Below are 15436 nucleotides of genomic sequence, written 5' to 3' on the forward strand. Positions count from 1 at the left end.
TCATTTCCTCGGGTCGAAGGCGTCGCGGGCGGCTTCGCCGATGAACACCAGCAGGCTCAGCATGATCGCCAGTACGGCGAAGGCGCTGATGCCCAGCCAGGGCGCCTGTAGGTTGCTCTTGCCCTGGGCGACCAGTTCGCCCAGCGACGGTGCGCCGGGTGGCAGGCCGAAGCCGAGGAAATCCAGAGCCGTTAGGGTACCGATGGCGCCGGTGAGGATGAAGGGCATGAAGGTCATGGTCGAGACCATGGCGTTGGGCAGGATGTGGCGGAACATGATGGCGCCGTTCTCCATGCCCAGGGCGCGCGCGGCGCGCACGTACTCGAGGTTGCGCCCGCGCAGGAACTCGGCGCGCACCACGTCTACCAGGCTCATCCAGGAGAACAGCAGCATGATGCCCAGCAGCCACCAGAAGTTCGGCTGGACGAAACTGGCGAGGATGATCAGCAGGTAGAGCACCGGCAGGCCCGACCAGATCTCCAGGAAGCGCTGGCCGAGCAGATCGACCCAGCCGCCGTAGAAGCCCTGCAGGGCACCGGCGATCACACCGATCAGCGAGCTGGCCAGGGTCAGGATCAGGGCGAATAGCACCGAGATGCGGAAACCGTAGATCACCCGCGCCAGCACGTCGCGGCCCTGATCGTCGGTGCCCAGCCAGTTCTGCGCCGAGGGCGGGGCGGGGGCGGGTACCTCCAGGTCGTAGTTGATGCTCGAATAGCTGAAGGGAATCGGCGGCCAGAGCATCCAGCCGTCCTTCTCGGCGATCAACTCCTGGATATAGGGGCTCTTGTAGTTGGCCTGCAGCGGGAATTCGCCGCCGAACACCGTCTCCGGATAACGCTTGAGTACCGGGAAGTACCACTGGCCGTCGTAGCGCACCGCCAGCGGCTTGTCGTTGGCGATCAGCTCGGCGCCCAGGCTCAGGCCGAACAGCACGAGGAACAGCCACAGCGACCACCAGCCGCGCCTGTGCGCCTTGAAGCGCTCGAAACGGCGCTGATTGAGCGGGGAAAGCTTCATGTTCAGCCCTCCCGGCTTTCGAAGTCGATGCGCGGATCGACCAGGGTGTAGGTGATGTCACCGATCAGTTTCACGATCAGTCCCAGCAAGGTGAAGATGAACAGGGTGCCGAATACCACCGGGTAGTCGCGGTTGATCGCCGCCTCGAAGCTCATCAGGCCGAGGCCGTCGAGGGAGAAGATCACCTCGATCAGCAGGGAGCCGGTGAAGAAGATGCCGATGAAGGCGGCGGGAAAGCCGGCGATGATCAGCAGCATGGCGTTGCGAAATACGTGGCCGTAGAGCACGCGATTGTTGGTCAGGCCCTTGGCGCGAGCGGTGACCACGTACTGCTTGTTGATCTCGTCGAGGAAGCTGTTCTTGGTCAGCAGGGTCAGGGTGGCGAAGTTGCCGATGACCAGGGCGGTCACCGGCAGCACCAGATGCCAGAAATAGTCGAGAATCTTGCCGCCGAGGCTGAGTTCGTCGAAGTCGTTCGAAGTCAGGCCGCGCAGCGGGAACCAGTCGAAGTAGCTGCCGCCGGCGAACAGTACGATCAGCAGGATGGCGAAGAGGAAGGCCGGGATGGCATAGCCGACAATGATCGCCGAGCTGGTCCAGACGTCGAAGGCGCTGCCGTGGCGGGTGGCCTTGGCGATCCCCAGGGGGATGGACACCAGGTACATGATCAGGGTGCTCCACAGGCCGAGGGAGATCGACACCGGCATCTTCTCGATGATCAGGTCGATGACCTTGGCGTCGCGAAAGAAGCTCTCGCCGAAGTCCAGGCGCAAATAGTTGTTGAGCATGATCCAGAAGCGTTCCGGGGCCGACTTGTCGAAGCCGTACATCTTCTCGATCTCGGCGATCAGCTGCGGGTCCAGGCCCTGGGCGCCCCGGTAGTTGGAGCCGGCCACGGAGACCTCGGCGCCGCCGCCGGAAATTCGACCGGTCGCGCCACCGGTGGCCGCGTCGAAGCCTTCCAGCTTGGCGATCATCTGCTCGACCGGGCCGCCCGGCGCAGCCTGGATGATGAGAAAGTTGATGACCAGGATGCCGAACAGGGTGGGAATGATCAGCAACAGGCGGCGAAGGATATAGGCCAGCATCTTATTGCTCCGCCTGGTCGGCGGATTGCTGCTGCGCCTCGCTCGGTTGCTCCAGGCCTGGTCGCACCCACCAGGTGTGCAGGCCGATGTCATACAGCGGTGTCACCTCGGGATGCTCGAAGCGGTTCCAGTAGGCCACGCGCCAGGTCTTGATATGCCAGTTGGGGATCACGTAGTGACCCCACAGCAGCACGCGGTCGAGGGCGCGAGTATGGGCGACCAGGCTCTGGCGCGAGTCGGCGTTGATCAGGCCCTCGACGATCTGGTCGATGGCCGGGTCCTTGAGACCGATGAAGTTGCGGCTGCCGGGGTTGTCGGCACTGGAGGAGTGCCAGTACTCGCGCTGCTCATTGCCCGGCGAGTTGGATTGGCCGAAGCCGCCGACGATCATGTCGAAGTCGCGTGAGCGCAGGCGGTTGATGTACTGCGAGACGTCCACCCGGCGGATCTCCAGGGCGATGCCCAGATCGGCCAGGTTACGCTTGAACGGCAACAGGACACGCTCGAACTCGGTCTGCGCGAGGAGGAACTCGAAGCTGACCGGCTGACCGTCGGCATCGAGCATGCGGTCGCCGTCGATGCGCCAGCCGGCCTGTTGCAGCAACTGATAGGCGCGGCGCTGCTGCTCGCGGATGATGCCGCTGCCGTCGGTCACCGGGACGCGGTATTCCTCGCTGAAAACCTCGGTGGGGATCTGGCCGCGTAGCGGTTCGAGAATGGCCATCTCTTCCTCGCTCGGCAGACCGCTGGAACCCAGTTCGGAGTTGTCGAAGTAGCTGCGGGTGCGGGTGTAGGCGCCGTTGAACAGGCGCTTGTTGGCCCATTCGAAGTCGAACAGCTGGCCAAGGGCCTCGCGCACGCGACGATCCTGGAACAGCGGGCGGCGGGTATTGAAGATGAAGCCCTGCATGCCGGTGGGGTTGCGGTTCTGGATCTCCTCCTTGACCAGCTGGCCGTTGGTCACGGCAGGCACGTCGTAGGCGGTGGCCCAGTTTTTCGCGCTGGTCTCCAGCCAGTAGTCGAACTGTCCGGCCTTGAGCGCCTCCAGCGCCACGGTATTGTCGCGGTAGTAGTCGATCTGCATCTGGTCGAAGTTGTAGAGGCCGCGGCTCACCGGCAGGTCTTTGGCCCACCAGTCTTCGACCCGGTCGTAGCGGATGCTGCGCCCGGCCTGCACTCGACCGATCTTGTAGGGGCCGCTACCGAGGGGAATCTCCAGGTTGCCCTTGCTGAAGTCGCGCTCGGCCCACCAGTGCTTGGGCAGCACCGGCAGCTGGCCGACGATCAGCGGCAACTCGCGGTTGCCGGCGTGCCTGAACACGAAGCGCGTCTGGTGGGGCGTTTCCACCTCGACCCGCTCGACGTCGGCATAGTAGCCGCGGTACATGGGCGCGCCTTTTTCCATCAGGGTGTCGAAGGTGAACTTGACGTCCTCGGCGGTGATCGGCGTGCCGTCGTGAAAGCGCGCCTCCTTGCGCAGGTAGAAGCGCACCCAGGCGTTGTCCGGGGCTTTTTCGATCCTCTCGGCAACCAGGCCGTAGGCGCTGAACGGCTCGTCCAGGCTCTGCACGGTGAGGGTGTCATAGATCAGGCTCAGGTCGTCGGCGGCGACGCCCTTGTTGATGAAAGGGTTGAGACTGTCGAAGCCGCCGAAGCCGGCCTGGCGAAACAGGCCGCCCTTGGGAGCGTCGGGGTTGGCGTAATCGAAGTGCTGGAAGCCTTGCGGGTACTTGGGGGCTTCGTCGTAGAGGGTGGCCGCATGCTTGGGGGTGGCGAGGGCGAGGCCGGCGAGGCCGAGCAGGATGAGGCTGCTACCGTGAAGCAGGAAACTGCGCAGCGGGTGGGTCATCGAGCGTTCTCCGTGGGCTTCAGCCACCAGGTGCGCAGGCCCAGGGTATAGGGCGGCGTGGTGACGAAGGCGAACCGGTTGCGGTAAGCCAGGCGGTGATAATTGATGTACCAGTTGGGGATGCTGTAGTGCTGCCAAAGCAAGACCCGATCCAGTGCGCGGGTGGCGGCCACCTGCTCGTCGCGGGTCTGTGCCGACAGCAGCTTGTCGATCATCTCGTCGACCACCGGGTGGGCGACCCCGGCGTAGTTCTTGCCGCCCCTGAGGCCGACCTGGCTGGAATGGAAGTACAGCGACTGCTCCAGGCCGGGGCTCAAGGTTTGCGGCAGAGTGAGAAGAATCATGTCGTAGTCGAACTGGTCGAGGCGTTGCTTGTACTGGGCGCGATCGACGGTACGCAGGTTGGCACGGATGCCGATACTGGCCAGGTTGGCGGTGTAGGGCTGGAGGATGCGCTCGAGGCTGGGGTTGACCAGCATGATCTCGAACTCGAAAGGTTCGCCGCGGCTGTTGCGCAGTTCCTGGCCGACAGGCTTCCAGCCAGCATCGGCCAATAGACCCAGTGCGCGGCGCAAGGTTTCCCTGGGGATGCCGCGACCGTCGGTTACCGGTTGGGTGGGCGGCTCGGTGAACAGCCGCGCGGGCAGTTTGTCGCGGTGCGGCGACAGCAGCAGCCACTCGGCGCCTTCCGGCTTGCCGGTGGCGGAGAACTCGCTGTTGGGGTAATAGCTGGCGGCGCGCACGTAGGAATTGTTGAACAGGGTGCGGTTGGTCCACTCGAAGTCGAACATCAGCCCCAGCGCTTCGCGCACCTTGCGCTCGCCGAACAACCCGCGGCGCGTGTTCATGAACAGCGCCTGGGTCTGGGTCGGGATCTGGTGCGCGATCTCGGCGCGGACCACTTCTCCGCGCTCGACGGCCGGGAAACGATAGCCGTTGGCCCAGTTCTTCGCCTGGTTCTCGATATAGAAATCGAATTCTCCGGCCTTGAAGGCTTCGAAGGCCACATGGTTGTCGCGGTAGAACTCCACCTCGACGCGGTCGAAGTTGTACTTGCCGCGATTGACCGGCAGATCCTTGCCCCACCAGTTCTTGACGCGCTGGAACACCAGGCGCCGGCCCGGCACCACCTGGGCTATGCGATAGGGTCCGCTGCCCAGCGGTGGTTCGAAGGTGGTGGTCTTGAAGTCGCGGTCCTTCCAGTAATGCTGCGGCAGCACAGGCAGCTCGCCCAGGCGCAGGATCAGCAAGGGATTGCCGGCGCGCTTGAAGACGAAGCGGATGCGGTGGCGGCCGAGAATGTCGACGCGTTGCACCTCCTGCAGGTTGGTGCGGTACTGGGGGTGTCCCTCGTTCAACAGTACACGGTAGGAAAAGGCCACGTCATAGGCGGTTATCGGCTGGTCGTCGTGAAAGCGTGCCTCGGGGCGGAGGTTGAATACCACCCAGCTGCGGTCCTCGCTGTATTCCACGCTGGAGGCGATCAGCCCGTAGCTGGAAGCCGGCTCGTCGCCGGATGGATCGTACGCGCCGGTGCCGACCATCAGCGGCTCGTTCAGTTCGCTCACTCCGTACTGCAAGAAATGCGCGGTGGAGATCGGGCTGCTGCCTTTGAGGGTGTAAGGGTTGAGGGTGTCGAAGCTGCCCGTTGCCATGACGCGCAGGGTGCCGCGCTTGGGCGCGTCGGGGTTGACCCAGTCGAAGTGCGTGAAGCTGGCGGGGTACTTGAGCGTCCCGAACTGGGCGTAACCATGACTTTCGCTGATGGTCGCAGAGGCGGGAAAGCTCGAGACCAGGCTGAGGAACAGCGGGAGGAGGGGGCGCATCGGGCGAAAGATCCGATCCATGGCGGCTTTTGGGCTTCTGGGGCGGTACAGTAACAGCTTGTCTGGACAGGAAAAAGAGTGCCGTGCCTGGCAAGCAATGGCGGCACTTTGGCATACACTTGGAAAAAACACCGAGAGGGTATCAGTTTGCTGGAACGCAGCCATGGTTTGCAGTCGTGGATCGATCGCCTGAACCAAGCCGAACTACCCGCACTGGCCGCCGTGGTGCAGGATCTACAGCGCCTTGCGCAGCAGGATTCAGCCTCGGTGCAGCAGTTGGCCGACGTACTGCTGCGTGATGCGGCGCTGACCTCCAAGGTGCTGCGGGTCGGCAATAGCTTCTACTACAACCCCTCGCAGGAAACCATCAAGACCATCTCGCGGGCCATCGTGCTGATCGGCTTCGACAGCGTGCGTCTGATCGGCCTGTCGGTCAGCCTGATCGACGGCCTGCTTACCCGCGCGCCCCGCGAACAGCTGCAGGAGTTGCTCGCGCGCTCCTTCCATGCCGCCGTGCAGGCGCGCAACATCGCCGGCTACGTGCTCTCCAAGCATGCCGAGGAAGTCTTTATTGCCGCGTTGCTGCATCACCTGGGCGAGCTGGCATTCTGGGGCTGCGGTGGCGAACAGGCCGACGAATTGGCCGTTGCCCTGGCCCAGCCCGGGGCTGAGGTGGATGAGACGGTGCGCGAGGTGCTCGGCACCAGTTTCCGCCAGTTGACCCAGGGCCTGGTGAAAAGCTGGAATCTGGGCGAGACCGTGAGCCTGGCACACGCCGGCAACAATCAGCACGACCCGGCAGCCTACGCGGTGCAACTGGGCGTGCGCATCAGCGAGGCGGCGCTGCAGGGCTGGGAGTCACCGGAAATGGAGGCGGTGCTGACGAAAATGGCCGCCTTCATCGATCTGAGTCCCGAGGAGGCATTGCAACAGGTGCTGGCCAGCGCCGACGAGGCGGTCAAGGTCGCGTCGACGTTCGGCGCCAGCAAGTTGTGCCGATTGATCCCCAACACCGACCCCGAGCAGATTCGTCTGCAGCAGGAGGAGCGCAAGGCGCGCCTGTTGCAGCCTGACCTGCTGGTGATGCAGCAGGCGCTGCAGGACCTCGGCCTCATGGTCAGCAAGCGCGGCGACCTGGGGCTGATCCTCGACACCCTGCTCAAGGGCCTGCACCACGGAGCCGGGCTGGAGCGGGTGATGCTGACGGTGCTGGCAGACGGACAGAGTTGTTTCCGGGCCAAGCGGGTGATCGGTGACAAGACCGAGCAGTGGCTCAAGGAATTCGTCCTGCCGACCGAGTCGGTGGAGCAACCCCATGTTTTCAGTTACGCCCTGCGTCATCGCGAGGCGATCTGGATGGGGGTGCCGGCCAGCTACAACCTGGCCGAACTGGTCACCCAGCCGATCCGGCGCAGCCTGGGGGCGGGCATGTTCTTCATTGCGCCGATTCTCGCCGGGACCCGGCAGATCGGTGTGCTGTATGCCGATAGCCGACTATCGGGGCGGGCGTTGCGCCATGAGCAGTTTGTCGCCTTCCAGCGCTTTACCCAGCTGACCGGGCGTTGCCTGGAGGCCTTGAGCCGGCGCTGATCAGGGCAGGTAGAGGGTCAGCATCTGTCCCGGACGCAGGCTGCTGCTGCGCGGGTTCCAGGCCTGCAGGCGCTTGAGGTCGATCTTGAAACGCTTGGCGATGACGTACAGCGAGTCGCCTTTCTGTACCCGGTAGTAGGTCGCCTTGTCGCGCGAGGTGCTGCTGCGCGTGTTGCTGGCGACCTGGTTGCCCGTGTCGGCAGGCGCCAGGCTGAGGCGCTGGCCGACCTTCAACTGGTTGCCCCGTAGCTTGTTCCAGCGCTGCAGGTCGTGCACCGAGACCTGGTGGGCGCGGGCGATCTGCCACAGGTTGTCGCCGTCTTTCACCTGATAGCTGCGCGCCGCCGGCGCCTGTGCCGTGCTGCGCTGGTACAGCGGTTCGCTCGGCTGCGCGCCGGGCTTGCCGGGAATCGTCAGCACCTGGCCGATACGCAGGTTGTTGCCACTGAGGCGGTTGACGTCCTTGAGCGTGTTCACCGTCAGGTGATGGCGGTTGGCGATGGCATGCAGGCTGTCGCCGGCGCGCACGGTGTAGCTCTGCCAGGCGACCAGCTCCTGCGGTTTCATCAGGGCCAGGTTGGCGCTGAGCATCTCCGCCTTGTCCGTCGGCACCAGCAGGTGCTGCGGGCCGTCGAGGGTGACCCCGCGCTTGTAGGCGGGGTTGAGCAGTAGCAGTTCCTCTTCGTCCAGTTCGGCCAGCTTGGCTACCCGCGCCAGATCCATGTGCTGCTTGATCGCCACCTGCTCGAAATAGGGTTCGTTGGCCACCGGCGACAGCGTCACGCCGTAGGCCTCCGGGGTGAGGATCACCTGCGAAAGCGCCAGCAGCTTGGGTACGTAGTCTTCGGTCTCCTTGGGCAGCGACAGGTTCCAGTAGTCGCTGGGCAGGCCGAGTCGCTCGTTGCGCTCGATGGCGCGGCTGATACGGCCTTCGCCGGCGTTGTAGGCGGCCAGGGCGAGCAGCCAGTCGCCGTTGAACATCTCGTGCAGGCGGCTCAGATAGTTGAGCGCGGCCTGGGTCGAGGCGGTGACGTCGCGGCGGCCGTCGTACCAGCTGGTCTGGCGCAGGTTATAGTGGCGACCAGTGGAGGGGATGAACTGCCACAGGCCCACGGCATGGGCGGGGGAATAGGCCTGCGGATCGTAGGCGCTCTCGATCACCGGTAGTAGGGCCAATTCCATCGGCATGTCGCGTTCGGCCAGGCGTTCGACTATGTAATGGATGTAGGGTGCACTGCGTTCGCTGACGGTGGCCACGTGGCGAGGGTTGCTGGCGTACCACAGGCGCAGGCGCTCGATGCGCGGGTTGATGCCGATTTCATCCTGTAGCTTGAAACCATCGCGCACGCGTTCCCAGATATCGCGATACTCGCGGCTCTTGACCTGGGTGTTGAGCCATTCCGGCTCGCGCTCCAGCCCGACGGCGCGCGAGGTGTCGGCGCTGTCCTCGGAAGGGGGCTGGGTCAGGCTCTGGCAGCCGGCCAGGGCCATGCAGCACATCACCACGAGCGCCTGGGCGCTTTGTGCCAATGCCTTTAAATTCAAGGGCTTGCGTGGTGATGAAGGCATTGGTTGAGGTGGCATTCCCGGCGAAAAGGTCGGGCGATTCTAGGAATCGAGCCTGGACTGGTCAAGTTTTCGCCAGTCTTTTGTGACCGGCATCCCTGTCGATCACTCTGTCTGGCCGTCGCAAGCGACGTCAAAAATTGCTCCCGGCAATCTTTTGCGAAGCCGTTGCACGTTTAGAATTGATCCTTCCAGGCGCGCAGGCTGGCGAATACCTCGCTCGGCTCGCTGTGTTGCCGGCCGTCGCGTCGTTCGGCGCTGCGTATCACCTCTGGCTCGGAGGTACGCAGGAAGGGGTTGCTGGCCAGTTCCAGGTCGATGCTGGTGGGCAGGCTGATGCGGCCGGCGTCGCGCCAGCGGCTCACTTCGGCCAGGCGCGCGGCGATCCGCGGATTGTTCGGCTCCACCGCCAGGGCGAAGCGCAGGTTGCTCAGGGTGTATTCATGGGTGCAGTAGACCAGGGTGTCTCCGGGCAGCGCCGCCAAGCGACCGAGCGAGCGATGCATCTGCTGCGGCGTGCCTTCGAATAGCCGCCCGCAACCGCCGGCGAACAGGGTGTCGCCGCAGAACAGCAGGTGTTGTTCTGCCTGATGGTAGGCGACATGGCCGAGGGTATGGCCGGGCACGGCAATCACCCGGAACTTCAGGCCGAGCACTTCGATTCCGTCGCCGTCGCCCAGTCCCAGGTCCCGCCCCGGGATGTTCTCGTCTGCCGGGCCGAGCACGCGCGCGCCGGTGGCTGTCTTGAGCGCCTCGATGCCGCCGACGTGGTCGAAGTGATGATGGGTAACCAGGATGTCGCTGAGCTGCCAGCCCGGATGTGAGGCCAGCCAGGCCTGTACCGGTGCCGCATCGCCCGGGTCGACCACGGCGCAGCGCTGGCTGGCCGCATCCTGCAGCAGCCAGAGGTAGTTGTCGTTGAAGGCGGGCAGGGCGTCGATGCGAATCATTACGGGTCGCTAAGCTGTCGATAAAGGTGCATCTTATACGAGCAGCCTCGAGCAACAAGCTGCAAGTGGAAGCAGGCGGCGCTTGGCCGCTTCGAGCGTGAGAGATATCCGATGAGCGAGCAGGCATTCGCCCAGGCCGACCCCGACTGGATGAAACTTATCGGCGAGGCGCGCGCCTGGCTGGCCGGTCCGCTCGGTCAGTTGCTGCTGAGCGAGGAGCGACGCGTGCTGGAAGCGGAGCTGGCGAAGTTCTTCGGCGGCTACCTGGTCAGCTACGGCCCCGGCGCCGAAGCGCCGCCGGATGCCGGGCAGATCCAGTGCAATGTGCGCCTGGGGGCGCCGTTGCCCGGCGTGCAGATCGTCTGCGAGGAACAGGCCTGGCCGCTCAGCGAGCATGCCGCCGACGTGGTGGTGCTACAGCATGGGCTGGACTTCAGTCTGTCGCCGCACGGCCTGTTGCGCGAGGCGGCGCGCAGCGTGAGGCCGGGCGGGCATCTGCTGATCATCGGCATCAACCCCTGGAGCAGCTGGGGCGCGCGTAGTCTGTTCGCCGCGGATGGCTTCAGGCGGGCCCGCTGCATCGCGGCCAATCGGGTCGGCGACTGGCTGACCCTGCTTGGTTTCGCGCTGGAGAAACGCCGCTTCGGGTGCTATCGTCCGCCGCTCGCTTCGCTGGCCTGGCAATCGCGCCTGGGCAGGCTGGAGCGTTGGGGCGATGCCTGGCAAATGCCGGGCGCCGGCTTCTATCTATTGGTGGCGCGCAAGCTGGTGGTCGGCTTGCGCCCGCTGCGTCCGGCACGTCGCGAACCCATGGGCAAGCTGCTGCCGATGCCGGTGGCCAAGGTCAGCCGGCGCAATGCCGAGCGTTAGGAACGATGTCTGAAACCGATCAAGTAGTGATCTATACCGATGGCGCCTGCAAGGGCAATCCCGGCCCTGGCGGCTGGGGCGCCTTGCTGGTGTTCAAGGGCGTGGAAAAGGAGTTGTGGGGTGGCGATCCCTGCACCACCAACAACCGCATGGAGCTGATGGCGGCGATCGCCGGGCTGATCGCCCTGACGCGGCCCTGTTCGGTCAAGCTGGTGACCGACTCGCAGTACGTGATGAAGGGCATCCAGGAGTGGCTGCCAAACTGGAAGAAGCGCGGCTGGAAAACCGCGGCGAAGGAACCGGTGAAGAACGCCGACCTCTGGCAGAAGCTGGACGAGGAAGTGAACCGCCATCAGGTCAGCTGGCAATGGGTGCGCGGGCACACCGGCCATCCAGGCAACGAGCGCGCCGACCAGTTGGCCAACCGCGGCGTCGACGAAGTGCGCGCCGCGTGCTGAGCCCGGCGCCGTGAGCTGGGGTAACATGCCGCGCTGGCTGCGTGGGGCAAACGATTGAACAGAGGGGCAAGGCGTGACAAGCGATAACACCGTCAACCGGTACGTGGTGCTGGATACCGAAACCACCGGTATGCCGGTCGCCGAAGGACACCGCATCATCGAGATCGGCTGCGTCGAGCTGCTCGGTCGGCGGCTGACCGGGCGGCATTTCCACGTCTACCTCAATCCCGATCGCGAGATCGACGAAGGCGCCATCGCGGTTCACGGCATCACCAACGAATACGTCGCCGACAAGCCGCGGTTCAAGGATGTGGCCGATGAGTTCTACGAGTTCATCAAGGGCGCGCAGCTGATCATCCACAACGCGGCGTTCGACGTCGGCTTCATCAACAACGAGTTCGCCCTGCTGGGGCAGAGCGAACGCGCCGACGTCAGTGACTACTGCTCGGTGCTCGACACCCTGATGATGGCGCGCGAGCGTCATCCGGGGCAGCGCAACAGCCTCGATGCGCTGTGCAAGCGCTACGGCGTCGACAATTCCAATCGCGAGCTGCACGGCGCCTTGCTCGACTCGGAGATCCTCGCCGATGTCTACCTGGCGATGACCGGTGGCCAGACCAACCTGTCGTTGGCCGGCGAAGGCGCCGACGGCGATGGCGGCGGTCGTCAGCAAGCCACCCCGATCCGGCGTCTGGATGTCGCCCGGCCACGTACGCGGGTGATTCGTGCCACTCAGGACGAGCTGGCGGCGCACCTGGCGCGTCTGGCCGCCATCGAGAAGTCCGCTGGCGGTCCGTCGTTGTGGGCGCAGCTGGAGCAGTCGGCGGAATAAGCCAACAACGCAATTGCGACCTTTTCGTATAGCGTGACGCACTGGGGGTTCCGCCCGTTCGGGCGAGTCTCTAACCTGAGGCGATGGGCAGGCGAGGGCCTGCCAGCCTTCAGGACATCACAATGTATAAAGACCTCAAGTTCCCCGTCCTCATCGTGCATCGCGACATCAAGGCCGACACCGTCGCCGGCGATCGCGTGCGCGCCATCGCTCGTGAGCTGGAGCAGGATGGTTTCAGCATCCTGCCGACCGCCAGCGCCGCCGAAGGGCGCATCGTCGCCTCCACTCACCATGGCCTGGCCTGCATCCTGGTGGCGGCCGAGGGAGCGGGGGAGAACCAGCGCCTGCTGCAGGACATGGTCGAGCTGATCCGCATCGCCCGGGTCCGCGCGCCGCAGTTGCCGATCTTCGCGCTCGGCGAGCAGGTCACCATCGAGAACGCGCCGGCCGAGGCCATGGCCGACCTCAACCACCTGCGCGGCATTCTCTATCTGTACGAGGACACCGTGTCCTTCCTCGCCCGCCAGGTGGCGCGCGCCGCGCACAACTACCTCGACGGCCTGCTGCCGCCCTTCTTCAAGGCGCTGGTGCAGCACACTGCGCAGTCCAACTACTCCTGGCACACCCCCGGCCACGGCGGTGGCGTGGCCTACCGCAAGAGCCCGGTGGGCCAGGCCTTCCACCAGTTCTTCGGCGAGAACACGCTGCGCTCGGACTTGTCCGTGTCGGTGCCGGAACTGGGTTCGCTGCTCGATCACACCGGCCCCCTGGCCGAGGCCGAGGCGCGCGCCGCGCGCAACTTCGGCGCCGACCACACCTTCTTCGTGATCAACGGCACCTCGACGGCGAACAAGATCGTCTGGCATTCGATGGTGGGGCGTGACGACCTGGTGCTGGTGGATCGCAACTGCCACAAGTCGATCCTCCACTCGATCATCATGACCGGCGCCATCCCCCTGTACCTGTGCCCGGAGCGCAACGAGCTGGGCATCATCGGGCCCATCCCCATTTCCGAGTTCAGCAAGGAATCGATCCAGGCCAAGATCGACGCCAGCCCGCTGGCCCGTGGTCGCGCGCCCAAGGTCAAGCTAGCGGTGGTAACCAACTCCACCTACGACGGTCTTTGCTACAACGCCGAGATGGTCAAGCAAGCCCTGGGCGACTCGGTGGAGGTGCTGCACTTCGACGAAGCCTGGTACGCCTACGCCGCCTTCCACGAGTTCTACGCCGGCCGCTACGGCATGGGCACCCAGTGCGACGACCACTCGCCGCTGGTGTTCACCACCCATTCCACGCACAAGCTGCTGGCGGCCTTCAGCCAGGCCTCGATGATCCACGTGCAGGACGGCGGCGTGCGCCAGCTGGACCGCGACCGCTTCAACGAAGCCTTCATGATGCACATCTCTACCTCGCCGCAGTACGGCATCATCGCCTCGCTGGACGTGGCCTCGGCGATGATGGAGGGCCCGGCCGGCCGCTCGCTGATCCAGGAAACCTTCGACGAGGCGCTGAGCTTCCGTCGCGCCCTGGCCAACGTGCGGCGCAACCTGGCGGCAGAGGATTGGTGGTTCAGCATCTGGCAACCGACGGCGGCCGAAGGCGCCGACAGCCTGGCCACCGCCGACTGGCTGCTGCAGCGGGGCGACGACTGGCACGGCTTCGGTGAAGTGGCGGACGACTACGTGCTGCTCGACCCGATCAAGGTGACGCTGGTGATGCCTGGGCTCAGTGCCGCCGGCAAGCTGGAAGAGCAGGGAATCCCCGCCGCGGTGGTCAGCAAGTTCCTCTGGGAGCGCGGGCTGGTGGTGGAGAAGACCGGGCTGTATTCCTTCCTGGTGCTGTTCTCCATGGGCATCACCAAGGGCAAGTGGAGCACCTTGCTGACCGAGCTGCTGGAATTCAAGCGCAGCTACGACGCCAACCTGCCGCTAGCGCAGGTGCTGCCCTCCATCGCTCAGCTCGGGGCGGGCGTCTATCAGGGCATGGGTCTGCGCGATCTGTGCCAGGCGCTGCACGGCTGCTATCGCGACAACGCCACGGCGAAGGCGCTCAAGGCCATGTACACGGCGTTGCCGGAGGTGGCGATCAAGCCGGCCGAGGCCTACGACCGTCTGGTGCGCGGTGAGGTCGAGGCGGTGCCCATCGATCGACTGGAGGGGCGCATCGCCGCGGTGATGCTGGTGCCCTATCCGCCGGGTATCCCCCTGATCATGCCGGGTGAGCGGTTCACCGCGCAGACCCGCTCGATCCTCGACTACCTGGCGTTCGCCCGCACCTTCGACCAGGCCTTCCCGGGCTTCGACATCGACGTGCACGGCCTGCAGAACGAGCAGGATCAGTACTGCGTCGACTGCCTGGTGGAGTGAGGCCACCTATCTGCCGAGGGTAAGACCCTCGGTAGATCAACCTTTTATTCGCGATAGTCAAAGAAGTTTTTAACTTCCGGGGCGTGTTCTGCGTCACAGGCGCGAGCATCGACTTTTATGTCCTGCTTGTTATAGTTGCTCGGTTTTAATCACAAATAATGCGTGCGTTGCCGAGCCAACGACTGAGGATGACTGCCGTGTCCGACTACCAAGCCTTTCGCGTCGCACTGGCGGACAAGATCGCCCATGTGCAGATCAACCGTCCGGACAAGATCAATGCGATGAACGCCGATTTCTGGCGCGAGATCATCGAGATCTTCCGCTGGGTCGACGCCACCGATGCGGTGCGCGTGGTGGTTCTCTCCGGTGCCGGCAAGCATTTTTCCTCCGGTATCGATCTGATGCTGCTGGCTTCGGTCGGTGCCCAGCTGGGCAAGGATGTCGGCCGCAACGCGGACGCGCTGCGGCGCAAGATTCTCGAGTTGCAGGCCTCCTTCAATGCCGTCGACAATTGCCGCAAGCCGGTGCTGGCGGCCATCCAGGGCTACTGCCTGGGCGGCGCCATCGATCTGGTCAGCGCCTGCGACATGCGCTATGCGACGCTGGATGCGCAGTTCTCGATCAAGGAGATCGACATGGGCATGGCCGCCGACGTCGGCACCCTGCAGCGCCTGCCGCGCATCATCGGCGACGGCATGATGCGCGAGCTGGCCTACACCGGGCGCAGTATCGACGGCGCCGAGGCCCAGCGTATCGGCCTGGTCAATCGCACCTTCGAGGACCAGGAGACGCTGCTCGCCGGGGTGATGCAGATCGCCGCCGAGATCGCGGCGAAATCGCCGGTGGCCGTGCGCGGCACCAAGGAAATGATCCGCTACATGCGCGACCACCGGGTCGACGACGGGCTGGAGTACATCGCCACCTGGAACGCGGCGATGCTGCAGTCTGAAGATCTGCGCCTGGCGATGGCCGCGCACATGACCAAGCAGAAGCCGGAGTTCGCCGACTGATGCCTTGCCGA

At 64.7% G+C, this 15436-nt stretch carries 12 protein-coding genes; 6 read left to right on the top strand and 6 right to left on the bottom strand.

Annotated features, from left to right (window positions below):
- Genes ACUTAF_RS08450 through ACUTAF_RS08465 form a run of 4 tightly spaced genes read right to left on the bottom strand, consistent with a single transcriptional unit; the run spans nt 1 to nt 5783 of the window.
- A complete protein-coding gene (locus ACUTAF_RS08450) occupies nt 1–1020 on the bottom strand; it encodes an ABC transporter permease (protein WP_445579557.1) in 1020 nt (339 codons plus the stop codon).
- Between the two features lie 2 nt (nt 1021–1022).
- Nucleotides 1023–2108: a microcin C ABC transporter permease YejB gene (locus tag ACUTAF_RS08455; protein ID WP_445579558.1), complete on the bottom strand. Its 1086-nt coding sequence runs from the start codon at nt 2106–2108 to the stop codon at nt 1023–1025.
- Nucleotide 2109: 1 nt separating this feature from the next.
- Nucleotides 2110–3957: an extracellular solute-binding protein gene (locus ACUTAF_RS08460; RefSeq protein ID WP_445579559.1), complete on the bottom strand. Its 1848-nt coding sequence runs from the start codon at nt 3955–3957 to the stop codon at nt 2110–2112.
- Nucleotides 3954–5783: an extracellular solute-binding protein gene (locus ACUTAF_RS08465; protein ID WP_445579560.1), complete on the bottom strand. Its 1830-nt coding sequence runs from the start codon at nt 5781–5783 to the stop codon at nt 3954–3956. The genes ACUTAF_RS08460 and ACUTAF_RS08465 overlap by 4 nt, the downstream gene beginning before the upstream one ends.
- A 168-nt stretch (nt 5784–5951) precedes the next feature.
- On the opposite strand from ACUTAF_RS08465, the gene ACUTAF_RS08470 reads away from it, so the two are divergent.
- A complete protein-coding gene (locus ACUTAF_RS08470; protein ID WP_445579561.1) occupies nt 5952–7373 on the top strand; it encodes an HDOD domain-containing protein in 1422 nt (473 codons plus the stop codon).
- Here the strand turns inward: ACUTAF_RS08470 and ACUTAF_RS08475 are convergent, their stop codons facing one another.
- A complete protein-coding gene (locus ACUTAF_RS08475; protein WP_445579562.1) occupies nt 7374–8942 on the bottom strand; it encodes a lytic transglycosylase domain-containing protein in 1569 nt (522 codons plus the stop codon). It lies immediately after the preceding gene.
- Between the two features lie 173 nt (nt 8943–9115).
- Nucleotides 9116–9889, bottom strand: coding sequence for a hydroxyacylglutathione hydrolase (gene gloB, locus ACUTAF_RS08480; protein ID WP_445579563.1), 774 nt, complete (start codon nt 9887–9889; stop codon nt 9116–9118).
- A 111-nt stretch (nt 9890–10000) separates the two neighbouring features.
- On the opposite strand from gloB, the gene ACUTAF_RS08485 reads away from it, so the two are divergent.
- The 5 genes from ACUTAF_RS08485 (at nt 10001) to ACUTAF_RS08505 (ending at nt 15425) form a co-directional block, all read left to right on the top strand.
- Nucleotides 10001–10759: a class I SAM-dependent methyltransferase gene (locus ACUTAF_RS08485; protein WP_445579564.1), complete on the top strand. Its 759-nt coding sequence runs from the start codon at nt 10001–10003 to the stop codon at nt 10757–10759.
- Nucleotides 10760–10764: 5 nt separating this feature from the next.
- Entirely contained in the window at nt 10765–11217 is a 453-nt protein-coding gene (gene rnhA / locus ACUTAF_RS08490; RefSeq protein ID WP_445579565.1) for a ribonuclease HI, read from the top strand.
- Between the two features lie 73 nt (nt 11218–11290).
- On the top strand, nt 11291–12049 hold the full coding sequence (dnaQ, locus tag ACUTAF_RS08495) for a DNA polymerase III subunit epsilon (protein ID WP_445579566.1): 759 nt from the start codon (nt 11291–11293) through the stop codon (nt 12047–12049).
- Between the two features lie 122 nt (nt 12050–12171).
- Entirely contained in the window at nt 12172–14415 is a 2244-nt protein-coding gene (locus ACUTAF_RS08500; protein ID WP_445579567.1) for an Orn/Lys/Arg family decarboxylase, read from the top strand.
- A gap of 197 nt (nt 14416–14612) precedes the next feature.
- Nucleotides 14613–15425, top strand: a complete 813-nt coding sequence (locus ACUTAF_RS08505; RefSeq protein WP_445579568.1) for a crotonase/enoyl-CoA hydratase family protein — start codon at nt 14613–14615, stop codon at nt 15423–15425.
- The last annotated feature ends 11 nt before the right edge of the window (nt 15426–15436 follow it).

Source organism: Pseudomonas sp. SP16.1 (assembly GCF_052682975.1).